Source organism: Streptomyces sp. NPDC015171, assembly GCF_043079545.1.
In the GTDB taxonomy this organism is placed as follows: Bacteria; Actinomycetota; Actinomycetes; order Streptomycetales; family Streptomycetaceae; genus Streptomyces.
In genome coordinates, this window is sequence record NZ_JBIBUO010000012.1 from 284,851 (window position 1) to 307,098 (window position 22,248).

Annotated in this window: 19 protein-coding genes and 1 pseudogene; 9 read left to right on the plus strand and 11 right to left on the minus strand. The window is 72.4% G+C overall.

The window, feature by feature from the left end; genetic code table 11:
- Positions 1-119: 119 nt before the first annotated feature.
- Both ACF073_RS29705 and ACF073_RS29710 read left to right on the plus strand, forming a co-directional pair.
- Positions 120-2,633: a DUF3516 domain-containing protein gene (locus tag ACF073_RS29705; protein WP_392074478.1), complete on the plus strand. Its 2,514-nt coding sequence runs from the start codon at positions 120-122 to the stop codon at positions 2,631-2,633.
- Positions 2,634-2,673: 40 nt separating this feature from the next.
- The gene (locus ACF073_RS29710) at positions 2,674-3,540 is read left to right on the plus strand and encodes an acyl-CoA thioesterase (RefSeq protein WP_392074479.1); all 867 of its coding nucleotides are present in this window, start codon (positions 2,674-2,676) and stop codon (positions 3,538-3,540) included.
- Between the two features lie 406 nt (positions 3,541-3,946).
- Here ACF073_RS29710 and ACF073_RS29715 read toward each other — a convergent pair.
- Both ACF073_RS29715 and ACF073_RS29720 read right to left on the minus strand, forming a co-directional pair.
- A pseudogene (locus tag ACF073_RS29715) lies at positions 3,947-4,783 on the minus strand (DUF6397 family protein); the annotation flags it as partial.
- A 125-nt stretch (positions 4,784-4,908) separates the two neighbouring features.
- Positions 4,909-5,322: a roadblock/LC7 domain-containing protein gene (locus ACF073_RS29720; protein WP_392074480.1), complete on the minus strand. Its 414-nt coding sequence runs from the start codon at positions 5,320-5,322 to the stop codon at positions 4,909-4,911.
- 90 nt (positions 5,323-5,412) lie between these two features.
- Here ACF073_RS29720 and ACF073_RS29725 point away from each other — a divergent pair, with 90 nt between their 5' ends.
- Complete coding sequence (locus tag ACF073_RS29725) at positions 5,413-5,841, plus strand: PPOX class F420-dependent oxidoreductase (protein ID WP_392074481.1); 429 nt, start codon at positions 5,413-5,415, stop codon at positions 5,839-5,841.
- Positions 5,842-5,850: 9 nt separating this feature from the next.
- On the opposite strand, the gene ACF073_RS29730 is transcribed toward ACF073_RS29725, so the two are convergent.
- The 5 genes from ACF073_RS29730 to ACF073_RS29750 form a co-directional block, all read right to left on the minus strand.
- Positions 5,851-6,453: an ATP/GTP-binding protein gene (locus ACF073_RS29730; RefSeq protein WP_392074482.1), complete on the minus strand. Its 603-nt coding sequence runs from the start codon at positions 6,451-6,453 to the stop codon at positions 5,851-5,853.
- A gap of 305 nt (positions 6,454-6,758) precedes the next feature.
- A complete protein-coding gene (locus tag ACF073_RS29735; RefSeq protein ID WP_392074483.1) occupies positions 6,759-7,172 on the minus strand; it encodes a DUF742 domain-containing protein in 414 nt (137 codons plus the stop codon).
- A 17-nt stretch (positions 7,173-7,189) separates the two neighbouring features.
- Positions 7,190-7,627 carry a roadblock/LC7 domain-containing protein gene (locus ACF073_RS29740; RefSeq protein ID WP_392074484.1) on the minus strand — a complete coding sequence of 146 codons (438 nt, stop codon included), beginning with the start codon at positions 7,625-7,627 and terminating at the stop codon, positions 7,190-7,192.
- A complete protein-coding gene (locus ACF073_RS29745) occupies positions 7,624-10,239 on the minus strand; it encodes a nitrate- and nitrite sensing domain-containing protein (RefSeq protein ID WP_392074485.1) in 2,616 nt (871 codons plus the stop codon). The genes ACF073_RS29740 and ACF073_RS29745 overlap by 4 nt, the downstream gene beginning before the upstream one ends.
- 46 nt (positions 10,240-10,285) lie before the next feature.
- Positions 10,286-11,059 (minus strand): MHYT domain-containing protein, encoded by a 774-nt coding sequence (locus ACF073_RS29750; RefSeq protein WP_392074486.1) that lies wholly within the window; start codon positions 11,057-11,059, stop codon positions 10,286-10,288.
- A 152-nt stretch (positions 11,060-11,211) separates the two neighbouring features.
- On the opposite strand from ACF073_RS29750, the gene ACF073_RS29755 reads away from it, so the two are divergent.
- Positions 11,212-11,811 carry a class I SAM-dependent methyltransferase gene (locus ACF073_RS29755; RefSeq protein WP_392074487.1) on the plus strand — a complete coding sequence of 200 codons (600 nt, stop codon included), beginning with the start codon at positions 11,212-11,214 and terminating at the stop codon, positions 11,809-11,811.
- Between the two features lie 13 nt (positions 11,812-11,824).
- Here ACF073_RS29755 and ACF073_RS29760 read toward each other — a convergent pair whose 3' ends face one another.
- Positions 11,825-12,580 carry an alpha/beta fold hydrolase gene (locus ACF073_RS29760; protein WP_392074488.1) on the minus strand — a complete coding sequence of 252 codons (756 nt, stop codon included), beginning with the start codon at positions 12,578-12,580 and terminating at the stop codon, positions 11,825-11,827.
- A 111-nt stretch (positions 12,581-12,691) separates the two neighbouring features.
- On the opposite strand from ACF073_RS29760, the gene ACF073_RS29765 reads away from it, so the two are divergent.
- Both ACF073_RS29765 and ACF073_RS29770 read left to right on the plus strand, forming a co-directional pair.
- Positions 12,692-13,225, plus strand: coding sequence for a PadR family transcriptional regulator (locus tag ACF073_RS29765; protein ID WP_392074489.1), 534 nt, complete (start codon positions 12,692-12,694; stop codon positions 13,223-13,225).
- A gap of 369 nt (positions 13,226-13,594) precedes the next feature.
- Positions 13,595-14,458: a hypothetical protein gene (locus ACF073_RS29770; RefSeq protein WP_392074490.1), complete on the plus strand. Its 864-nt coding sequence runs from the start codon at positions 13,595-13,597 to the stop codon at positions 14,456-14,458.
- Between the two features lie 174 nt (positions 14,459-14,632).
- Here the strand turns inward: ACF073_RS29770 and ACF073_RS29775 are convergent, their stop codons facing one another.
- The 3 genes from ACF073_RS29775 to xylA all read right to left on the minus strand — a co-directional run bounded on the left by ACF073_RS29775 (position 14,633) and on the right by xylA (position 17,529).
- A complete protein-coding gene (locus ACF073_RS29775) occupies positions 14,633-14,815 on the minus strand; it encodes a hypothetical protein (RefSeq protein ID WP_392074491.1) in 183 nt (60 codons plus the stop codon).
- Between the two features lie 171 nt (positions 14,816-14,986).
- On the minus strand, positions 14,987-15,739 hold the full coding sequence (locus ACF073_RS29780) for a hypothetical protein (protein WP_392074492.1): 753 nt from the start codon (positions 15,737-15,739) through the stop codon (positions 14,987-14,989).
- 623 nt (positions 15,740-16,362) lie between these two features.
- Complete coding sequence (gene xylA / locus ACF073_RS29785; RefSeq protein WP_392074493.1) at positions 16,363-17,529, minus strand: xylose isomerase; 1,167 nt, start codon at positions 17,527-17,529, stop codon at positions 16,363-16,365.
- Between the two features lie 155 nt (positions 17,530-17,684).
- Between xylA and xylB the strand changes: the two genes are divergently transcribed.
- From xylB to ACF073_RS29800, 3 genes are all read left to right on the plus strand, one after another.
- A complete protein-coding gene (xylB, locus tag ACF073_RS29790) occupies positions 17,685-19,130 on the plus strand; it encodes a xylulokinase (protein WP_392074494.1) in 1,446 nt (481 codons plus the stop codon).
- 51 nt (positions 19,131-19,181) lie between these two features.
- On the plus strand, positions 19,182-20,390 hold the full coding sequence (locus ACF073_RS29795) for an ROK family protein (RefSeq protein ID WP_392074495.1): 1,209 nt from the start codon (positions 19,182-19,184) through the stop codon (positions 20,388-20,390).
- A 298-nt stretch (positions 20,391-20,688) separates the two neighbouring features.
- Positions 20,689-22,173 (plus strand): APC family permease, encoded by a 1,485-nt coding sequence (locus ACF073_RS29800; RefSeq protein ID WP_392074496.1) that lies wholly within the window; start codon positions 20,689-20,691, stop codon positions 22,171-22,173.
- Positions 22,174-22,248: the final 75 nt, after the last annotated feature.

Genomic DNA, 22,248 nt, shown 5'->3' on the forward strand with positions numbered 1-22,248 from the left:
TGCCGCTGTCCAGTTGACCTGGCGCGCTGACGACGCGTCGGCGACACAGCGTAGCGGCCATGATCTTCGTGCCCACAGCCGATTCCCCGCTCGGGGGGTAGGCCAGGCAAGATGGGGGCGTGACCCTCATCGATCAGCTGCCGCCGACCGCCGACCCCGACGCCCTCTACGAAGCCTTCGAGTCGTGGGCGCAGGAGCGCGGCCTCACCCTCTATCCCCACCAGGAGGAGGCGCTGATCGAGGTGGTCTCCGGGGCGAACGTGATCGTCTCGACGCCCACCGGCTCCGGCAAGAGCATGATCGCGGCGGGTGCGCACTTCGCCGCGCTGGCCCGGGACGAGGTCACCTTCTACACGGCGCCGATCAAGGCGCTGGTGTCGGAGAAGTTCTTCGAGCTGTGCAAGCTCTTCGGCACCGAGAACGTCGGCATGCTCACCGGCGACGCCTCCGTGAACGCCGACGCGCCCGTGATCTGCTGCACCGCCGAGGTGCTGGCGTCGATCGCGCTGCGTGACGGCAAGAACGCGGACGTGGGCCAGGTCGTGATGGACGAGTTCCACTTCTACGCCGAGGGCGACCGGGGCTGGGCCTGGCAGATCCCTATCCTGGAACTGCCCCAGGCGCAGTTCATCCTGATGTCGGCCACTTTGGGCGATGTGTCCTTCTTTGAGAAGGATCTCACCCGCCGTACCGGCCGCCCCACCTCGGTGGTCCGCTCGGCGACGCGCCCGGTCCCCCTCTCCTACGAGTACAAGCTCACCCCGCTCACCGAGACGCTCACCGAGCTGCTGGAGACCAAGCAGGCCCCGGTGTACATCGTGCACTTCACCCAGGCGCAGGCCGTGGAGCGGGCGCAGGCGCTGATGAGCATCAACATGTGCACGCGCGAGGAGAAGGACCAGATCGCCGAGCTGATCGGCAACTTCCGCTTCACCACCAAGTTCGGCCGCAACCTCTCCCGCTACGTACGGCACGGCATCGGTGTGCACCACGCCGGCATGCTGCCGAAGTACCGGCGTCTGGTGGAGAAGCTCGCCCAGGCCGGTCTGCTGAAGGTCATCTGCGGCACGGACACCCTCGGCGTGGGCGTCAACGTGCCCATCCGCACCGTGCTGTTCACGGCGCTGACCAAGTACGACGGCAGCCGGGTGCGCACCCTGCGGGCCCGTGAGTTCCATCAGATCGCGGGCCGGGCCGGCCGGGCCGGTTTCGACACCGCGGGGCTCGTGGTCGCACAGGCGCCGGAGCACGTCGTCGAGAACGAGAAGGCGCTGGCGAAGGCGGGCGACGATCCGAAGAAGCGGCGCAAGGTGGTGCGCAAGAAGGCGCCGGAGGGCTTTGTCGGCTGGACGGAGAACACCTTCCAGAAGCTGATCGACTCGGATCCGGAGCCGCTGACCTCGCGCTTCCGGGTGACGCACACGATGCTGCTGTCGGTGATCGCACGCCCGGGCAACGCGTTCAAGGCGATGCGCCACCTTCTGGAGGACAACCACGAACCGCGCAGGCAGCAGCTCCGGCACATCCGCCGCGCGATCGCGATCTACCGCTCGCTGCTGGACGGCGGGATCGTGGAGAAGCTCGCCGAGCCGGACGCCGAGGGCCGCATCGTCCGCCTCACGGTCGACCTCCAGCAGGACTTCGCGCTGAACCAGCCGCTGTCCACGTTCGCCCTTGCCTCGTTCGAACTCCTCGATCCCGAGTCGCCGTCCTACGCGCTCGACATGGTCTCCGTCGTCGAGTCCACCCTGGACGACCCGCGGCAGATCCTCGTCGCCCAGCAGAACAAGGCGCGCGGCGAGGCCGTCGCCGCGATGAAGGCCGACGGGGTCGAGTACGAGGAGCGCATGGAGCGCCTCCAGGACATCAGCTACCCGAAGCCGCTGGAGGAACTGCTCTTCCACGCCTACGACACCTACCGCAAGAGCCACCCGTGGGTCGGCGACCACCCGCTGTCGCCGAAGTCGGTGATCCGGGACATGTACGAGCGGGCGATGTCCTTCACCGAGCTGGTCTCCTTCTACGAACTGGCCCGTACCGAGGGCATCGTGCTGCGGTACCTCGCCAGCGCCTACAAGACCCTGGACCACACCATCCCGGACGACCTGAAGTCCGAGGATCTGCAGGACCTGATCGAGTGGCTGGGCGAGATGGTGCGCCAGGTGGACTCCAGCCTGCTGGACGAGTGGGAGCAGCTCGCCAACCCGGCGGAGATGACCGCCGAACAGGCCCAGGAGAAGGCCGACGAGGTCAAGCCGGTCACCACCAACGCCCGCGCCTTCCGCGTGCTGGTCCGCAACGCCATGTTCCGCCGCGTGGAGCTGGCCGCCCTTGACCAGGTCGACGAGCTGGGCGAGATGGACGCCGACTCGGGCTGGGACGCCGACGCGTGGGGCGAGGCGATGGACGCGTACTGGGACGAGTACGACGACCTCGGCACCGGACCCGACGCCCGCGGCCCCAAGCTCCTCGTCATCAAGGAGGAGCCGGAGAACGGCCTCTGGCGCGTCCGCCAGATCTTCGACGACCCGAACGGCGACCACGACTGGGGCATCAGCGCGGAGATCGACCTGGCGGCCTCCGACGCCGAGGGCCGTGCGATCGTCCGCGTCACCGATGTCGGCCAGCTGTGAGCCGCTCGCGGACCGTGGAAAGCCAAGGAGAAGCCCACCGATGACGAACCCGGCCGAGAGACTGGTCGACCTGCTCGACCTGGAACAGATCGAGGTCAACATATTCCGCGGCCGCAGCCCGCAGGAGTCCTTGCAGCGCGTCTTCGGCGGCCAGGTGGCCGGCCAGGCACTGGTCGCCGCGGGCCGCACCACGGACGGCGAGCGCCCGGTGCACTCGCTGCACGCGTACTTCCTGCGCCCTGGCCGGCCCGGCGTCCCGATCGTGTACCAGGTGGAGCGCGTCCGCGACGGACTCTCCTTCACGACCCGCCGGGTCACGGCCGTGCAGCAGGGCCGTACGATCTTCAATCTGACCGCCTCCTTTCACAAGCCTGAGGAAGGACCGTTCGAGCACCAGCTGCCGCCGGCCCGCGAGGTACCGCACCCCGAGTCGCTTCCGACGGTCTCCGAGGAGATCCGCAAGCATCTGGGCGCGCTGCCGGAGCAGTTGGAGCGAATGGCACGCCGCCAGCCGTTCGACATCCGGTACGTCGACCGGCTGCGCTGGCACGCCGAGGAGATAGAGGGTGCCGAGCCGCGCAGCGCGGTGTGGATGCGCGCGGTCGGCCCGCTCGGTGACGATCCGCTGGTCCACACGTGCGCGCTGACCTACGCCAGCGACATGACGCTCCTGGACGCGGTCCGCATCCCGGTCGAGCCCCTGTGGGGTCCGCGGAGCTTCGACATGGCCTCGCTGGACCACGCCATGTGGTTCCATCGGCCGTTCCGCGCCGACGAGTGGTTCCTGTACGACCAGGAGTCGCCGATCATCACGGGCGGCCGCGGCCTGGCCCGTGGCCGCATCTACGACCTGGAGGGACGACTGCTCGTCTCGGTCGTCCAGGAGGGCCTGTTCAGGGCTGTATAGCGCTGTTCGGCCAGCACCACGGGCGAAAGATCGCAGGCCACGGACCAGCGACAGCGGACAGCGGCCCGCAGCAGGGCGTTCAGACCCGCGCGGGCCGTGGACTTCTCCGCCGCAGCCAGGCCCGCAGACCGCGGGACGAGCGCTGCGGGCCGGCCTGCGCCGGGTCATTGCTCCTGGCGACGGACGGCACCGCCGACCGAACCTGCGCCTCCGGCGGCCGTGCGCACGACACCCGAGGCCTCGCCACCGGGTCGACGTGCCGGTCGACCGGCCCCGAGTGCGGTGCCGCCTGCTCCGGCGCCCATGTCGCCGGTCCCGGCGACGGTGCTGCCGAGTCCGCCGACTGTACGGTCCGCTCCGGGAACCCCCGCCGCTCGCCCATGGGCCGGGTGACCGTCCGGGCCATCGGCGGGATCGGCCGTGCCGCCGTACGGGCGGCCGGCGGCACGCGGCGGGCGGCCGGGCGTGGGGCGGGTGCGAGGCCGCGGGCCTCCGCGATCGAGCGGTCCAGGTCGCTGCGCAGCCAGCCGATCTCGTCCGGGTCCTGTGCCGTCATGATCCGCTCGGCCAGGTGCGCGGAGGGCGACCCCGGAACGCCGTGCCCCGGCGGCGCGGGCCTGAACCGGTTCAGATAAGCGCGCTCGTAGGGATCCCTGACGACGTCGGCGATCTCGACGGGCGCCAGGAAGGCGGCCACCGCACCGGCGCGGGCCCACGGGTCCTCGGCCTGCCGCAGCAGGAATCCCAGATGGCGCCCGCGCCAGTTGCGTGCCCGTAGATCCACTCCCGCGGCCAGCTGGCCCCGCAGGGTTTCCGGTGTACGCCCCTTGAGCAGATGGGCGTTCTCCGCGGCCGTCACGAACTGGCGCAATTCTTCCGCCAGGTAGAGCCAGACCACGGCTCGGTACCGGTTCAGATAGAAGGCGACGGGCACGAGCAGGCCCAGGCGGGCGAGTCGGGTGAACCGGCCGGCCGGGATCTCCATGAGGGCGGCACCCTCCGCCGTACCCACGACCCGCACGCGATCACGAAGGGAGTCGGGGAAACCGTCCTGCGCGCGGAGGCGTTCGATCTCCGCATGTTCCACTCGGCGGCCCCCTCCCCCGCCCTCGTCGGGCACGGTCCGGATGCGGCCGAGCTGCACGGCGAGGTCGAACTCGCCTCGTTTGAGACCCAGTTCACGAGCGGCACGGCTCGGTGTGCGGGCGCCTGAGCGGGATGGGTCGAACGTGATTGCCGACATGGTCGTACTCCCCCGTGGAGTTCGTGGCTCACGCCCAGTGCGTGCGCCGTGAACCCACCGTAGCCGCTTCGTCGCACTTCGCGGCCGGCCTGTGGATAACTCTCGAGAGGTGGCAAAAGCGCAGGTCAGGCGTCTGCTATGCGAGTCCGCTCGGGCTGCCTTGGGTCGACGCCGAGGTGCTCGCCGACCCGGTTGACGAGCAGGGTCATCTCATATGCGATCTGGCCGATGTCGGCCTCCGCCCCGCTGAGCACGCACAGACAACTGCCCGTGCCGGCCGCCGTCACGAACAGCACCGCGTCGTCGTACTCGATCATCGTCTGACGCACTCTGCCCGCGCCGAAGTGCCGTCCCGAGCCCTTGGCGAGGCTGTGCAGCCCTGATGCCACGGCCGCCAGGTGCTCGGCGTCCTCGCGGCGCAAGCCGGTGCTCGCCGCGGTGACCAGTCCGTCGTTCGACAGGACCAGTGCGTGGCGTACGTGGTCCACCCGTTCGGTCAGATCGTCCAGGAGCCAGCCGAGACCCTGGTTCTGCGCCATGTCCGTCTCCCCGTGTGATGTCTCCCCCTGGCTGGAGGAACTCCCGCCAGCCTTCCCCACGACCGGCGCCCGGGCAAGCAGGATGGGCTCATGGCAGAGAAGATGACCGATGAGGAATGGCGGGCGTTCATCTCGAACGGCACCCGCACCGGCAAGCTGTCCACCGTTCGCGCCGACGGGAGCCCGCATGTGGCTCCGATCTGGTTTCTTCTGGACGGGGACGAGGTGGTCTTCAACACCGGCAAGGACACGGTGAAGGGGCGCAATCTGGCCCGCGACGGGCGGGTTGCCCTGTGTGTGGACGACGACCGTCCACCGTTCCACTTCGTCGTGCTGAACGGCCACGCCCAGCTGTCGGAGGATCTGGACGAGATGCGGCTCTGGGCCACCCGGATCGCCGCCCGGTACATGGGCGAGGACCGCGCCGAGGAGTACGGGGCCCGCAACGGCGTACCGGGTGAACTCCTCGTCCGCGTGTCCATCGACAAAGTACTGGCCCTGCGGGATGTCGCGGCCTGAGCGGCGCGCTCAGCCGACCGAGTCAAGGAGCCGGGCGGTGTGCATCCGCCCGGCGTACTCGACCAGCCTGATCAGCACCTCCTTGCCCGAGTCGCGGTCGCGCGCGTCGCACAGCACCACGGGTGTGCCACGGTCGAGGTCGAGCGCCCGGGAGACGTCGTGGGCCCCGTAGGCGCGGGCTCCCGCGAAGCAGTTGACGGCGACCACGAACGGGATGCGCCGGTGCTCGAAGTAGTCGACGGCGGGGAAGCAGTCCTCCAGCCGCCGGGTGTCCGCGAGGACCACGGCGCCCAGGGCTCCCTGGGCCAGTTCGTCCCAGAGGAACCAGAAGCGGTCCTGGCCCGGCGTACCGAAAAGGTAGAGCGAAAGGCCGGAGCGGATCGTGATGCGACCGAAGTCCATGGCCACCGTCGTGGTGACCTTCTGGTCCACGCCGCCGGTGTCGTCCACCAGTTGGCCGGCTTCGCTGAGCAGTTCCTCGGTGCGCAGCGGCCGGATCTCGCTGACGGCCCCGACCAGGGTCGTCTTGCCGACGCCGAAGCCGCCGGCGACCAGTATCTTCAGCGCCAGGGCGGAGGTGTCGTCCGCGGTGTCGGAGTGCTCGGAGACCATGATCACTTCTCTCGGGAAGGCCGGCCACGGCCGGCGTCCGCGTGCTCCGGGGGTGAAGCCGGCATCACGACAACGGGGGCGGCCGTCGGGACGGTCGGACCGAAGTGGCCCTGATATGACCGGCCTGTGCCCGACCGGTGGCGCAATGCGCCTGGACTGGACGGACCGACCGGAAGCGGTGCGGCGCACGGACTTCGGCGCGGCGGGACGTGTGGATGCAGCAGCGGCAGGGAGCGCGGACATCGGCGCGGCACGGCGTACGGGGACGGACGCGGCGCAGTGCGCGGCGGGCGGGGGAGGTTCATCTACAGCGCTCGCAATCCGTCGATGACCTCGCGGAGAACCCGTTCGTCGGGCAGGTGTGCCGGGGGCACCGGGCGGCTGACGGTCACGCAGCCGAGTTCCAGGAGGTCCCCGAGGAGCACCCTGATCACGCCGACCGGAAGGTCCGCGTCGGCGGCGAGTTCGGCGACGGACTGTGTCTCCGTGCGGCACAGGCCGATCAGCGTCCGGTGCTCGGGGCCGAGCGCGGTGCCGTCGTCGAGCGCCGGTGCGGCCGGGTCGAGGGTGACGAGCGCGATCAGGTCGAAGCGCACGCCGGTGGGCCCCGGCTGGGTGCGGCCGCCCGTCATGGCGTAGGGACGGACAAGGGGGCCGGCCTCGCCGTCGTACCACTGGCCGCCGGGCACCCGGGCCCCGCCGGTCGAGTTCTCGGTCATCGGGGGTGCCTTCCGGCTCATCCGGTGACGGGCGGCTGCGCCGCTGAGCGGGGCGGCGTGTAGAGATGCTCACCGACCCGTTTGACCAGGCGGGCCATCTCGTAGGCGACCAGCCCGATGTCGGCGGTGACAGCGGTGAGCAGGGCGAGACAGGAGCCGTCACCGGCGGCGGCCACGAAGAGGAACGCGTCGTCCATCTCGACCATCGTCTGGCGCACTCCGCCCGCCCCGAAGTGCCGTCCGGCGCCCTTGGCGAGGCTGTTGAAGCCGGAGGCCACGGCGGCGAGATGCTCGGCGTCCGCGCGCGCGAGGGCGGTGGACGCGCCGACCGCGAGGCCGTCGTTGGACAGCACGACGGCATGGCGTACTTCTCTCACGCGCACCACCAGGTCGTCGAGCAGCCAGTCGAGTTCGCCGGATCGCCGGCCGGCTCTCTGGTTCGAATCCTGGATCATGCCGGGTCTCCTTCGCTGCTGTGACTGCCCGTTTCGGGTTCCGGGGCGGCGCCGCGGCCGGGGTGTCTGCCGCCGCCGCGCACCCAGCCGTCGCGGTAGGCCGCCATGCGGTCCCGTACGAGTTCGGGGGTGCGCCGGTCGTCGCCGCGCGGGGCGGCCGGATCTTGGTTGTGCTGGTGACGCAGTTGCGGGGCGAGGCTGGCCTGGCGCACCCGGCGCGGGAGGTTGTCGGACGGTTCGGAGCCGTCCGGTGGGCGGTGCAGCCTCAAGGCGGTGACTCCAGGGGGCGGGGGCTCATGGGGGGTTCCGTGCGGGCCGTGTGCCGGTCCGGTGTCCTGGTGCTCGGGTGGCGGCGCGTTGCGTTCGGCGCCGGGGGCCGGCCGGGCCGCCTGGGGGCCGGGAAGCTGCGCGGTGCCGTGCTCGGCGGACGCGGTGGCCGCCAGGGCGGGGCGGTCGGGCCGCACGGCGACGGCGGCCTCCTCGGGGACTGCCGTCGCGCCGGGCACGCGCGCGTAGGCGTGTTCCTCGTCGGCGCGTACGTGTCCTTCGCTCGGGGAGGAACGTTCCGCCGAGCCGCTGTGCAGCAGGGCGGTCGGCAGAAGGACGACGGCGGTGGTGCCCCCGTACGGGGAGGCCCGCAGGTGCACCTTGATCGCGTGCCGGGAGGCGAGCCTGCTGACCACGAAGAGGCCGAGGCGGTCGCTGTCGAAGAGATCGAGCGACTCTGACTGTTCGATGCGCCGGTTGGCGTCGGCGAGGGTGTCGGCACCCATGCCGAGGCCCCGGTCCTCGACCTCCAGGGCGTAGCCGTTGCCGACGGGCTCGCCGGTGACCCGCACGCGCGTGTGGGGCGGCGAGAACTGGGCCGCGTTCTCCACGAGTTCGGCGAGCAGGTGGGTGAGGTCGGCGACCGCCGCTCCGATGATCTGGGCCTCGGGGAACTGGCGGACCTCCACGCGCGCGTAGTCCTCGACTTCGGACACGGCGGCGCGTACGACGCTGGTCAGGGACACCGGCATGCGCCAGGCCCGGCCGGGCGCGGCGCCGGAGAGGATGATCAGGCTCTCGGCATGGCGTCGCATGCGGGTGGTGAGGTGGTCCAGCCGGAACAGGTCGCCCAGCTCGTCGGGGTCGTCGGAGCGGCGTTCCATGCTGTCCAGGAGGCTGAGCTGGCGGTGGACCAGGACCTGGCTGCGGCGGGCCAGGTTGACGAAGACTCCCGAGATGCCGCTGGCGAGTTCGGCGCGCTCCACGGCGGCGCTGAGCGCGGAGCGGTGCACGGTCGTCAGGGCTTCCGCGACCTGACCGGCCTCGTCCTCGGCGGGCGGTCCACCTGGCGCTTCGGCCGGGATGTCGATCTCCTCGCCCGCGCGCAGCCTCCGCATCGCGTCGGGCAGCTTGCGGCGGGCGATCTCCAGTGCGTCGTTGCGCAGGCTGACGAGTTCGATCACCAGCGCCCGGCCGATGCGGACGGAGATGACGAGGGAGGCGGCGACGGCGGCGAGCCCGAGGAGCACGGCGGCGCCTGCGGGGCTGAGCAGGCCGCGGGCGACCGGGTCGGCGCGGCCGGCGACGGCACGGCCGGTGGCCGCGGCGATGGTCCGCATACCGTCGTGCACGCGCGCGTGGGCGTCGTTCCAGGATGCTTGAGGTGCGATGTCCGCGGGCTCGGCGCCCGGCCCGGCGGCGAGCAGTCCGTCCTCGGCGCCGCCCAGGGCGCTGTAGGAGCCGCTGTCCGCCAGGTCCCGCCAGGCGGCCCGCTGAGCGGCGGGCAGGTCCGCGACGGCGGTCTCGGTGAAGGTACGGCGGGTGGCGACCGCGGCGCTGAAGAGCCGCAGTCGCTCGCCCCGCAGGGTGCCGGCGGTGCGGGCGCTGCCCAGCACGGCGTCCTCCTGGGCCAGTGCCTCGGCGGCGCGGGAGAATTCGAGCAGCACGCGTGCGCCGGAGGCGATCTCGGCCTGCTGGATGCCGGTGAGGGCGCCGTCCACGGCGAAGGCCGCGCCGATGGTCTTGGTGTACTGCGCGTACGTTCCGTCCCAGCTCGCCTTGTGGCCCAGTACCGCTGCCCGCAGCGGGCCGAGCCGCCCGGCGCCGGTGACGAAGGCGGAGAGGCGCCGGGAGACACCGGCGGGCAGTTCCTGGCTGTCCGCGACCGTGCCGCCACGGCCGAGCCGCAGCCTGGCCACGGCCCGGTCGGTGCGGTCCGCCAGGTCCTTGAGCTCGCCGCTGTCACCGGCGCCCGGGGTGGTGGCGTAGCGGACGGCCGCGGTGCGCTCGGCCTGGAGCGCGGTGACGGCCGCGGCCACGGGGGCACGCAGTTCGGCGTCGACCCATTGGGACTGGCGCAGCCGGGCGACGTCCTGGGCGGTGCTGACGGTGGCGTATCCCCACAGGGCGAGCAGGGAGACGACGGGCACCATCAGCAGGCTGACCACCTTGGCGCGCACGGTCCGGGGTCGCAGGTGCCGGCGTCCTCCCCGCGTGCGTGCCGGGGGCGACGGTGTGCCGAGCGGCCGGCCGGCGGCCTCGTCGGCGGGCGGCCCGGCGTGTGCGCGGCGTCCGCGCGAGCGGCGCACCGGGGCGGCTTTCTCGGGTGTACGGGGCGGGCGCATGGCCTCCTCGTTCGGGACGTGGTCGGTGCGTTCGGGCCGGGTCCGGCTAACGGGCGGGGCTCTCGGCGAACCGCTGGGCGGAGGCGGACGCCTCGCGCTCGTCGGGCGTGGGCGAGAGGGCGACGAAGGCCGAGGTGATGAACAGGTAGGACCCGAGGCCGACGGCGAGGGGGAAGATGAACTGCATCGCCGTGGCCCCGGGCAGCGGGTCGCCGGAGGGGTCCACACGTACGCGCACCGCGAACATCCCGGTGTAGTGCATGCTGCTGACGGCCGCTCCCATGACGAGGGAGGCGACGGTGACGGCGCGGGGCGACCTGATGTTGAGTGCGGCCCACAGGGCTGCAGTCGCCGCGATCACGGCGATCACTACCGACAGCCCGACGAGTACGGGGTCGTACGTGACGTCACCGTGCAGCCGGACCGCCGCCATGCCCAGGTAGTGCATGCTCGCGACGCCGACGCCGGTGGTCAGGCCGCCGAGGAGGAGCGCTCGGTTGCGGTCGCGGCCGTAGCCGACGGCGAAGACGCCGGCGCAGACGACGAGCATGGCGACGAGGAGGCTGAGGATGGTCAGCGGCACGTCGTAGCGGATGTCGGTGCCGCGGACGCGGAAGCCGAGCATGGCCACGAAGTGCATGGTCCAGATGCCCGTGCCGATCGCGGAGGCCGCGGTGACGAGCCAGTTGCGGCGCGAGCGGCCGGTGGCGGCGAGCGCACGGACGGTGCAGCGCAGTCCGAGCGCGGCGCCTGTGCAGGCCATCAGGTACGACAGCACGGGGGTCAGCCAGCCGAAGGCGGCGTGGTCCAGGTGTCCCATGGCCCCGGGACGCTAGCGGGGGCAGGGGCGCACAACGGGGGCGCATTTCGAAAGGTGCCGGAATATGGCGCACAGTTGCGAGGGAACGACCGCGTCCGGCTCGAACATGCGCACAGAGGCATCCCTCGTGACGGTGAGGAATCATGCACGACATGAGCGAAGACCACACGCATGTCCAGGAGTTCTTCACCGCACGGGCCGCCGGCTGGGACAGCCGCTTCCCCGACGACGGCCCGGCCTACGCGGCCGTCGTGGCCGACCTCGGGCTGCGCCAGGGGGATCGCGTACTGGACGCGGGCTGCGGCACGGGGCGGGCCCTGCCGCCGCTGCGGGCCGCCGTGGGCCCCTCCGGCGTGGTGCTGGGCGCCGATCTGACTCCGGCGATGCTCCAGGCCGCCGCACGGGCGGGCAGGGATCGCGACGGGCGGCTGATGCTCGCGGACGTCTCCGCGCTGCCCCTGCGCACAGGCTGCCTGGACGCCGTGTTCGCGGCAGGCCTGATCGCCCATCTGCCGCGCCCGACGGACAACCTGCGCGAACTGGCCCGTGGAGTACGGCCCGGCGGCACGCTCGCACTGTTCCACCCCATCGGCCGAGCGGCCCTGGCGGCACGTCAGGGCCGGCGGATCACCCCGGACGACCTGCGGGCCGAGGCCAATCTCGGTCCGCTGCTGGCCCGTTCGGGCTGGCGCATGACGTCGTACGTCGACGAGAACGCCCGGTTCCTCGCACTCGCGGTGCGCGAGCACTGACGGCGGGGCGGGTTCACGCCGTTCCGGCGACGGCCGCCGCGAAGGCGTCGGGGTTGTCGAACATGACGTTGTGCCCGGCACCAGGCACCGTCACCACGCGCACCCCGGCGGCTTCCAACCGGACCCGGCCGGCGAGTTCACCGCTGTACTCGCCTTGGAGGAACACGCGGTCGACGGTCAGCCCTTCGAGGAGCGTACGCATCACCGGTTCCGAGCCGCGGCGCAGGCCGACGGCGCTGCGGTGCAGGGCGCGCGGGTCGGCCAACCGCATGGTGGCCGCCCACAAGGGGCCGACCGCGTCCAGCACACGCGCGTGCCCCTTCTCGACGAACTCGTCCTCTTCGTAGGCGGCGATCCCGCTGCTGCCCGCGGTCGGCGGCGGAGAGGCGTCCAGGTTGGCCTCCGTCAGAACCAGCCGGGTGACGAGATCGGGCCGCCGGTGGGCGAGGACCACGCCCACGGCACCGCCCATGCTGTGCGCGATCAGTTCGGCACCGGTGACCCGGGCGGCGTCCAGCGCCGCCGCCACCGCGTCGGCGTGCTCCTCCAGCGTGTAGCCGAAGTCCCGTGGCCGGTCACTCGTGCCGTGTCCGGGGAAGTCCACGAAAAGGCTGCGCCGCCCCGCGAGTTCGGGCCGGGCCGCGATGTGCGCATGGTAGATGGCGGACATCGATCCGAGTCCGTGCAGGTACACCCGGGCGGGCTCCGCTCCGGGCACCTCGGTCCACCGGATGTGGCTCCCCCTGCTGTCGAACGTCGCCTGCTGCACCGCGTGTCCCCCTTCGCACTGTTCTCCGCCACCCGGACAATACATCGGCACCGATGTATACCGTCAAGGCAGTATTGATGGCCCGAGGTACCCCTGCGCGAGAATGCGGTCATGCTCGAACTCTCCATCCTCGGATTCCTGTACGACGCACCGCTGCACGGATACGTCCTGCGCCGTCACATCGCGGCACTCACCGGCCATGTGCGCCCCGTCGCCGAGAGCACGCTGTACCCGGCGATCAAGCGGCTGGAGAAGGCCGGCCTTCTGGTGCGGGCCACCGAGCCCGGCGCCGTGGCCGCGCCGCGCCATGTGCTGACGCTGACCGAGGAGGGCAGGCGTGAACTGAGGCGCAGACTCGCCGAGCCCGCCCAGCGTGAGATCACCGACGAGAATCACTGGTTCGCACTGCTGGCATTCCTGCGGCACCTGGCGGACCCCGCCGCGCAGGCGGCCGTACTGAGGCGCCGGCTCGCCTTCCTGGAGGAGCCGGCGAGCTTCTTCTATGACGGCGACCGGCCGCTGCGCGCCGAGGAACTGGACGATCCGTTCCGGCGGGGTGTCCTCACGATCGCGCGTGCCACGAGCCGGGCCGAGCTGACCTGGCTGCACGACACCCTGGCGTCACTCGACGGGGCGGCCCGCTGAAGCAGATGCCGCACCGGACCACAGCGGGGCCGGCGGGCGCGGACACCCGGACGCACGGACGCCATCAGGCCGAGCGTGGCGTCGGAGGCCCGCCTGGCGCCCGCTCCGGAGCCCCGCTTACGCACCGTCGGAGAAGGTGCCCTGGTGTGCCGTGCACACAGTTTGTTCGAAGCGGCGGCCGTCCATGCGGTGGTCCGCGTCCTCCTCGGGCGTGCCTGAGACTTGGGCGGAACATCCTTCTCCAGGTGTGGCCGTTTCGCCCCTGTCCAGGCGGAAACCTGCAGCTCCGCGTGGTGCGCGGAGTCGTGACAAGCGGCTTCCGCTCGCACTAGGGTGCGCGCCGTTGGAGGAACCACTGGGGAGGCAGGGATGGCCGGGACGGACGAGGGAGCCGTCGCCGCCGCGGACGATGCGCTGTACGTGCTGACGGCGGTGCTGCTGACGCCGGCGCAGTTTCCGAGCGTGCTCGGCGACGACTATCCGGCGGCGTGCGCGGCGCTGGATCTCGCGCCGCTCGCCGACGGGTACGGCCTGGTGCTGGGGCAGGACGGGGAGGGCGCTCGCTGGACGGTCGTCATCGACGATGTCTCGCTGGTCGCCGTGGCGATCGCGTCCTGGGACTGCGGCATGGAGTACGAGTTGTCGCCGGACGAGCGCGCGGTCGTGACCGCGCTGCCGGGCTGGCCCCTGGCCGTCGCCGTCGCGGCACCCGGCGTGCCCGCACCGCACGATCCCTCCGCCGAGGTGGCGGGCCGGGCGGCGCTGAGCCCACCGGACACGGACACCTGGGGGCCGGCTCAGCGTCGGCTGGGTGCCGACGAGATAGCGCTGCAGTGGGCCGCCTGGCGGGAGCAGATCGATGACGCCGGCTTCCCCGCGCCCGCTGAGCGGGCGGAGGCCGCGCCGCCGGGACCGGAAGGCGCACAGCCGGCCCCGGAGGGCTCGGGGGGGCCGTCGGCCGGCGGTCACGCCGGTGTCCGACGCGTGCTCGCGGAGGCGCGTGCCTATGTCGACGCCCCGCCGCCACTCGGCAGGGTGCGCTCGTCGTTCGCCCCGGGCGAGGCCCGTACGCTGCGTGCCGACGGGCCCGGCTGGTCCATGGTGGCCCGCACCGACGACATCGCGTTCGTCCTGCTCGACGACGAACCCGGTGAGGTGCTGCCGGTGGGCCGGGGCCCCGAGCTGCCGGGGCTGCTGGAGGCGCTCGACAAGATGGCCGTACGGCCCCTCTGAGCCGGGGCGGCAGGGCGACACCTGCCGGCCTGCTCCGGGAGCCGCGCCCGCTGTGCCGACGCGGCCGCTGGCGGCCCAGTCGGACCGTCCGGTCCGTCGGGGCCGCACGCACGCCTCAGTGAGCGTCTCCGTGCCGTCGATCCGTGCCGTCGATCCGTACTGTGGGTCCGTGCCTCAGCGGCCGATCTCCTTGCGGCCGACCCTGCGCAGCCTGCGCCGCTGGGAGGGGTCCAAGGCCAGGTACGCGGCCGCCGGAACTCCCACCACGATCAGGAACGCCACCCACCAGGGCAGCCATATCAGCAGGATCAGCCCGACCGCCACGCCACCTGCGGCGATCTTCGCGTTCTTGGACATGAACGTCGCCTCCTTCGCGGCCACCGCCGCTCTCTGATCTGAGAAACGGCCGGCCGCCCACCGCGGTTCCGCGCCCCGACCCTGAGACATCCCTGATGCGCGCCCCTAGTGGGTCTCCCGGCGCGGCCCGACGGCATGTGGAAGCCGTGGTGCAACTCCACTCTCGCCGAATCAGGCTCGCCGGACAACCGCCTGGTAGCCCTCGACATCCCAGCGCGCCTGGTGTGCTGGTCTTCCCCGCGGCAGGGTGCGGGTCCCCGCCGCAAGCGTCACATGGCGCTCCGCGGACAGGCAGAACACGACGAAGACCTTGCGATGGGTGAGTGCGACGGTCTCTTCGTAGTACCAGTCCGCGACGAGTCCGTGATCGGCCGGCAGGAAAGGACGCTGGAGGAACTCCTGCACCTGCGCGGGGAAGTTCCCGAGAACCCCGACGGCGGCGGGCTCCAGGTCCAGTGGGCGTACGGTGCCGGACGGCGACCGGGGCGGGCCGTCGGCCGGCGACCGGCCCGAGGCGCCGACACCCGCCGAGGGCTTCGGCTCCGCAGAGGCCGTAGAGAACGACTGCCTGTGCACCGATCCGGGTTCCAGCTTCAAGCGCTCGCCCTGGAAGACCGGCCGACCGTCGCGGACCGCGGAGCCGACCTGGCACAGGCCGCGAGGGCCGAGCACGAACGCCATGGGGCGGCCCTCGTGGTCCAGCCGCGCCCACCACTCCCAGACGCCGCCGGCCTTGTGCACCAGCTTCTCCCGCACGCTCGGCTCCAGCATGTCCCAGCACTGCTGCCGGCTCGGGATCGAGGCGTCCACCTCGAATCCGCCGGGCCGATGGATCTGCGGGGCGGCCCCGGCGGAGTCCTCCCGGGACCGTTCGGCGTGGCGCCGCTCCATGGCCGCGTGCTCCTCACGCAGGGCCGACGGCACGAGATCTCTTCCGGGTAACCGCGGCGACCCCGCTCGCTCCCGGGCTTCCGGAATCCCTCGGATGTCTGGGACCTCCGGCCGTGGTGCGTCCGTCATGTCTCCCCCCTCGCTCGACCACAGTGCTCGACAGCGGTAGCGCACATTGTCCGCGCCCCGCGCGCGATTGCCACCTGTTCACGCGGCTTGCTCAACGGCAATCGAACAGATCGTGAAGCGACCCAAGTCGCCTCGCGGTGCCGGGGGTTGGTGCGCGGCCAGGGGAAGGACGCCTTCCTGGCGGAGCCGCATGTCCGCGCCACCGCGCACCGGAGTCGCCCGGGCTCCCCCCTCGACACCGCTCCCCCCGACACCCGACGTACCTCCGCCACCGGCCGGCAAGTCGGCGACAGATCCGAGGGGGGCGAACCCTTGGCGCTGGAGCACCTGGCCCCGGTGCCGCCGTGGAGGCGTACCGGATGCCGACAGCTGCTCTGTGCGACGACCCGGACGGCGCGAACGCGACAGCCGACGCCGAGCGGCCTGTCCCCCGGTGGGGACGGTCGCATGCTCGCGCGCGTGGGGGTCAGCATCGGCCGCGACCGGATCCGCCCACGCCGACGTATCGCCCGCACGCGCGCGTGCGGTCAGCCCCGCGCACCCAGCAGATGGTCCATCGCCAGCTGGTCGAGCCGTTCGAACGCCATGCCGCGCGCGGCGACCGCCGTCACGTCGAAGTCCTCGAAGGCCGTGCGGTCGGCGAGCAGGGCCTCCAGGCCATCGGCCGCCGTCGGCCGGGCCAGCTGGTCCAGCCGCGACGCACGCAGCGCCTCCCGCACCTCAGGGTCGGCCCGGAAGGCGGCCGAACGCTCCTTCAGGATGAGGTAGTTGCGCATACAGCCCGCGGCCGACGCCCACACGCCGTCGAGGTCCTCGGTCCGCGGCGGCTTGAAGTCGAAGTGGCGGGGGCCCGCGTAACCGGCGCTCTCCAGGAGGTCGACGAGCCAGAACGCGGACCGCAGGTCGCCCGCGCCGAAGCGCAGGTCCTGGTCGTACTTGATGCCGGACTGGCCGTTGAGGTCGATGTGGAAGAGCTTGCCCGCCCACAGGGCCTGCGCGATGCCGTGCGGGAAGTTCAGGCCGGCCATCTGCTCGTGTCCGACCTCCGGATTCACGCCGTACAGCTCGGGCCGCTCCAGGCGCTCGATGAAGGCCAGCGCGTGCCCGACGGTGGGCAGCAGGATGTCGCCGCGGGGCTCGTTCGGCTTGGGCTCGATCGCGAAGCGAAGGTCGTAGCCCTGAGCGGTGACGTACTCGCCCAGCAGGTCGAAGGCTTCCTTCATCCGGTCCAGGGCGACGCGTACGTCCTTGGCCGCGCCGGACTCGGCGCCCTCGCGGCCGCCCCACGCGACGTACGTCTTCGCGCCCAGCTCGGCCGCCAGGTCGATGTTGCGGATGGTCTTGCGCAGCGCGTACCGGCGCACGTCACGGTCGTTCGCGGTGAACGCGCCGTCCTTGAAGACGGGGTGCGTGAACAGGTTCGTGGTGGCCATCGGGACGGCCATGCCGGTGGCGTCCAGGGCCTGGCGGAACCGCTTGATGTGCGACTCGCGCTCGGTGTCCGACGCACCGAAGGGGATCAGGTCGTCGTCGTGGAAGGTCACTCCGTAGGCGCCGAGCTCGGCCAGGCGCCGCACCGTCTCGACCGGGTCGAGGGCGCGGCGGGTGGCGTCGCCGAACGGGTCCCTCCCCTGCCAGCCGACGGTCCACAGGCCGAAGGTGAACCTGTCCTCGGGGGTGGGCTGGTAGCTCATGCCGCGGCTCCTTGCTGCGTACGACTATTCGTCATGGCCGTTTACAAATTAGTATGCGGGCGCATCGCTGGGAAGAGACAAGATGTCTTCGACAGCAAGGTGTCCTCGACAGCCCACCGCACGTCCCGCGAAGCAGCGGGAAGAGGGAGAGCCCGATGTCAGCAGCCGAGGGTCCGCTCGTCGTCGGGGTGGACACGTCCACCCAGTCCACGAAGGCGCTGGTCGTGGACGCGGCGACCGGGCAGGTCGTGGCGAGCGGCCAGGCGCCGCACACCGTGACGACCGGGGTGGGCCGGGAGAGTGATCCGCGCCAGTGGTGGGACGCGCTGTGCGCCGCGCTGCGCCAGTGCGGCGAGGCGGCGCACGAGGTGGCGGCGGTCTCGATCGGCGGCCAGCAGCACGGCCTGGTCACCCTGGACGCGCGCGGCGAGCCGGTCCGTCCGGCGCTGCTGTGGAACGATGTCCGCTCGGCCCCTCAGGCCGGCCGGCTCGTGGCGGAGCTGGGCGGACCGAAGGCCTGGGCGGAGCGCGTCGGCAGCGTGCCCGGCGCGTCCTTCACGGTCACCAAGTGGGCGTGGCTCGCCGAGCACGAGCCGGAGGCGGCGCGCGCGACCCGAGCGGTCCGGCTCCCGCACGACTACCTGACCGAGCGGCTGACCGGGCAGGGCACGACCGACCGCGGCGACGCCTCGGGCACCGGCTGGTGGGCGTCGGCGACGGAGTCGTACGACGAGGAGATCCTCGCGCACATCGGTCTCGACCGGGCGCTGCTGCCCCGCGTGGTGCGCCCCGGCGAGGTGGCCGGCACCGTGCGCGACAGCCATGACCTGCCGTTCTCCAAGGGCACCCTGGTGGCCCCCGGCACCGGCGACAACGCGGCGGCGGCGCTCGGCCTGGGCCTGCGGCCCGGCGCCCCGGTGCTGAGCCTCGGCACGTCCGGCACGGTCTACGCCGTCTCCAGGCACCGTCCCACCGATCCGACCGGCACGGTCGCGGGCTTCGCCGACGCCCATGGGGACTGGCTGCCGCTGGCCTGCACGCTGAACTGCACCCTTGCGGTGGATCGCGTCGCGGCACTGCTGGGCCTGGACCGCGAGGCTGTGGAAGCCGGCGGCTCCGTGACCCTGCTGCCGTATCTCGACGGTGAGCGCACCCCGAATCTGCCGCACGCCTCCGGACTGCTGACCGGGCTGCGCCACGACACGACAGCGGGCCAGCTGTTGCAGGCGGCCTACGACGGCGCGGTGCACGTCCTGCTCGGTGCCCTCGATCTGGTCCTCGACGCGGACGCGGACCGCACCACCCCCCTTCTCCTGATCGGCGGCGGCGCCCGGGGGACGGCCTGGCAGCAGACCGTACGACGGCTCTCCGGGCGGCCCGTCCAGGTCCCGCAGGCCGGGGAACTGGTGGCGCTGGGTGCGGCGGCGCAGGCGGCCGGCCTGCTGACCGGCGAGGATCCGGCGGCGGTGGCCCGCCGCTGGAACACGGCTGCGGGCCCGGTGCTGGACGCCGTCGAGCGGGACGGCGCGGCGCTGGACCGGATCACCGGGGTACTCTCCGACGCGGCCCCGCTGCTGGAGCGAGGGGCACGGACCCAGTGAGCAAGCCGCCCGCGCACGGCCGGGCGGCGGACACCGAGGATTGACGGAGGCATGACCGCATCGCGGCACGAGGCACGCACGCCGGGCGCCGGGCCCGCCCTGCCGGACACCCAGCAGGGCATGCGACGGCGCAACCTCGCCCGGGTGATGCACGCCGTCAGCGCCGAGGGCTCGCTGTCCCGGGCGGCGGTCGCCTCGCGGATCGGCCTGACCAGGGCGGCGGTGTCGACGCTCGTGGACGAGCTGATCCGCTGGGGGCTCCTGGAGGAGCTGGGGCCCGAGCGGCCCGGCCGGGTGGGCCGTCCCGGGTCGGCGCTCGCGGTGAGCGGCCGGGGTCCGGCCGGTCTCGGGGCGGAGATCGGCGTCGACCACCTCGCGGTGTGCGCGGTCGATCTGCGCGGCGAGGTCCGCGCGCGTGCCGTACGGCACGGCGCCAACCGGGGCCGGGCACCCGAGGCCGTGATCGAGGAACTCACGGTGCTGATCCGACGCGTCGTCGGGGAGGCGGAGCGGGCGCAGCTGTGGCCGGCCGGTCTCGCGGTCGCCGTGCCCGGACTGGTGGCCAGGGACGGACGGACGGTCGTACGGGCCCCGAATCTCGACTGGCACGACACCGACCTCGGCCCCCTGCTGCCCGACAGCGGGCCGCTGACCGTGGACAACGAGGCCAACTTCGGCGCCTTGGCCGAGCTGTGGCTCGGCTCCGGTGCCCCCGGTGACTTCCTGCACGTCTCGGCCGAGATCGGCATCGGTGCCGCGGTCGTCGTGGACGGCCGGCTGCTGCGCGGAACCCGGGGATTCGCCGGCGAGCTGGGTCATGTGCCCGTGCGGCCGGACGGCCCTCCGTGCCCGTGCGGCGGCCGGGGGTGCCTGGAGCAGTACGCGGGCGAGGAGGCGGTGCTGCGCGCTGCCGGGCTGGAGCCGCGGGAGGATCTGGCGGTCCTGCTCGCGGAACGCGCCGAGGCGGGCGACGAGGAGGTGCGAGCCGCTTTGCGGGAGGCGGGCACGGCGCTGGGCATCGCCCTGACCGGCGCGGTGAACCTGCTCGATCCCGAGACGGTGGTGCTGGGCGGGGCCCTGGCCGGCCTCGCACCCTGGCTGCTGCCCGCGCTGGAGGCGGAGCTGACGGGCCGAACGTCGGGCGCGGCCTGCCCGGTGACGGTCTCCCGGCTGGGTCCGCAGGGACCGTTGCTGGGCGCCGCGCACTCGGTCGTCCGGGCCGTGCTGGACGACCCCGCGGTGGTGGCGGAACGGTTCTGACGCCGTCCGCGAGCGCCGGCGCCCCGCGGGCCGCCGGTGCCCGGGCACGGCCCGGATATCCCCCGGTCGGGTGAGCGAGTTATCCACAAGCCACGACTTGTCCACGGAACCGCGGCTTGCCCTTCTGCCCAACCGGCCCGCGCCGTACCGTGATTCACGCGAGAAGGTCGCCGACAGGCCGTCATGGACGTTGCTCTGCACCTCACCTGATTGGCCGTCATGATCGTACGGACGCTCGCGACAAGGGAATGCGTGCTTGCGGCAGGTGGCAGCGGACTGACACGTATCAGGGGGACACATGCATCAGGAGCCGATCGGAGCCTTGCGGCGCGATGCCATCGGATTACGTGAGGTGCTCTTCCAGAGCATCACGGCGATGGCACCGGCCGCCGCGGTGGCCGCGTCGATCCCCTCCGGCGCGGCCTTCGCGGGCGGCAGCCTTCCGCTGGCCGTACTGATCGCCCTGGTGGCCTGCCTGCTCACCGCCTCGTGCGTGGCCGAGCTGGCCCGGGAACTGCCGGCGGCCGGCTCGGTGGCGACTTACGCGGCGCGTGGCCTGCACCCGGCGGTCGGCTTCCTCGTCGGCTGGGCCTACGTCTTCGTGGAGATGCTGGTGCCCCCGCTGTTGCTGCTGCAACTGGGCTTCACGGTGGCGGGCACACTGCACGCCGAGTGGTCCGGATATCCGGCGGACCTGTGGTGGCCGTGGGCGCTCGCCGGGGCCGTGGTGATCGCCGTCGCCGGCTATCTCGGCGTCCGCGCCTCGGCCCGCTTCGGTACGGCCCTCGGCGTCTTCGAGATCCTCGTCCTTCTGGTGTTCGCGGTCCTGCTCATCGGCAAGGCCGGCAGCGCCAACACCCTGTCGGTGTTCGGTACCTCCCACACCGCCGACGGATATGGCGGCGCCGCCGGGGTGTTCGCCGGCTCCGTGTACACGGTGCTGGCGTTCGCGGGGTTCGAGGCCGCGGCGCCGCTCGCCGAGGAGACGCGCGATCCCCGGCGGACGATGCACCGCGCCGTCCTCGGAGCGGCCCTGGGCATCGGGCTGTTCTACGTGCTCACGACGTACGCGATGACCGTCTACTTCGGCCCCGACCGCTTCACGAAGTTCGGCGCGACGGGCGAGGCGTCCTGGGAGGGCGTGGCACGGGCCTCGTTCGGCCTGTTCTGGCTGCTGGTGTTCCTCGCGGTGGTGAACTCCACGATCGCCAACGCCAACGCGTGCGCGAACGTCTCGACCCGCACGGCCTACGCTCTGGCCCGTATCCGGGTCCTGCCCGGCCTGCTCGCCACGCTCCATCCCCGGCGCCGCTCCCCCGTCGCGGGCATCGTCGTGCAGACCGTCGTGGCGATCGGGGCGGTGCTCGGGCTCGGCTTCGCGTACGGCCCCGTGACCGCGTACGTGCTGCTCGCCACGGTGATCGTCACGGTCGTGGTCGGTGTCTACATCGTCGTGAACCTCTCCTGCGCCGGCCATTTCCTGCGGTCCGGCCGCGCCGCCCTCAAGCCGGTACGGCACCTGCTGTTCCCGGTGCTGGGCAGCGCCGCGTTCGTTCCCGCCCTGCTGACGGCCGCCGGCCTCCCGGTGTTCGACTTCGTGACGGAGTTGACCCCACCGGTGTCCTACGCCGGTCCGGTCGTGGGCGCATGGCTGGCGGTCGGCGTCCTGGTGCTGCTCCTGCTCCTGCGCCGCCACCCCGAGCGCATAGCCGAGACCGCGCGCGTGCACCTCGACATCCACGACCCCGGTGCGGACCGGCAGGACCGGGCCGTACCGCGCTGACCACCGGTCATATGGCGGCCCGGGAACGCCCCCCGCCTCGTGCACCGGCCCGACAACCGCCCTTCAGAAGGGAGC

Coding starts and splice junctions, on each gene's coding strand:
- ACF073_RS29710 (WP_392074479.1), top strand. CDS start 2,674: ATGACGAACCCGGCCGAGAGACTGGTCGACCTGCTCGACCTGGAACAG.
- ACF073_RS29720 (WP_392074480.1), bottom strand. CDS start 5,322: ATGGCGCAGAACCAGGGTCTCGGCTGGCTCCTGGACGATCTGACCGAA.
- ACF073_RS29725 (WP_392074481.1), top strand. CDS start 5,413: ATGGCAGAGAAGATGACCGATGAGGAATGGCGGGCGTTCATCTCGAAC.
- ACF073_RS29730 (WP_392074482.1), bottom strand. CDS start 6,453: ATGGTCTCCGAGCACTCCGACACCGCGGACGACACCTCCGCCCTGGCG.
- ACF073_RS29735 (WP_392074483.1), bottom strand. CDS start 7,172: ATGACCGAGAACTCGACCGGCGGGGCCCGGGTGCCCGGCGGCCAGTGG.
- ACF073_RS29740 (WP_392074484.1), bottom strand. CDS start 7,627: ATGATCCAGGATTCGAACCAGAGAGCCGGCCGGCGATCCGGCGAACTC.
- ACF073_RS29745 (WP_392074485.1), bottom strand. CDS start 10,239: ATGCGCCCGCCCCGTACACCCGAGAAAGCCGCCCCGGTGCGCCGCTCG.
- ACF073_RS29750 (WP_392074486.1), bottom strand. CDS start 11,059: ATGGGACACCTGGACCACGCCGCCTTCGGCTGGCTGACCCCCGTGCTG.
- ACF073_RS29755 (WP_392074487.1), top strand. CDS start 11,212: ATGAGCGAAGACCACACGCATGTCCAGGAGTTCTTCACCGCACGGGCC.
- ACF073_RS29765 (WP_392074489.1), top strand. CDS start 12,692: ATGCTCGAACTCTCCATCCTCGGATTCCTGTACGACGCACCGCTGCAC.
- ACF073_RS29770 (WP_392074490.1), top strand. CDS start 13,595: ATGGCCGGGACGGACGAGGGAGCCGTCGCCGCCGCGGACGATGCGCTG.
- ACF073_RS29775 (WP_392074491.1), bottom strand. CDS start 14,815: ATGTCCAAGAACGCGAAGATCGCCGCAGGTGGCGTGGCGGTCGGGCTG.
- xylA (WP_392074493.1), bottom strand. CDS start 17,529: ATGAGCTACCAGCCCACCCCCGAGGACAGGTTCACCTTCGGCCTGTGG.
- xylB (WP_392074494.1), top strand. CDS start 17,685: ATGTCAGCAGCCGAGGGTCCGCTCGTCGTCGGGGTGGACACGTCCACC.
- ACF073_RS29795 (WP_392074495.1), top strand. CDS start 19,182: ATGACCGCATCGCGGCACGAGGCACGCACGCCGGGCGCCGGGCCCGCC.
- ACF073_RS29800 (WP_392074496.1), top strand. CDS start 20,689: ATGCATCAGGAGCCGATCGGAGCCTTGCGGCGCGATGCCATCGGATTA.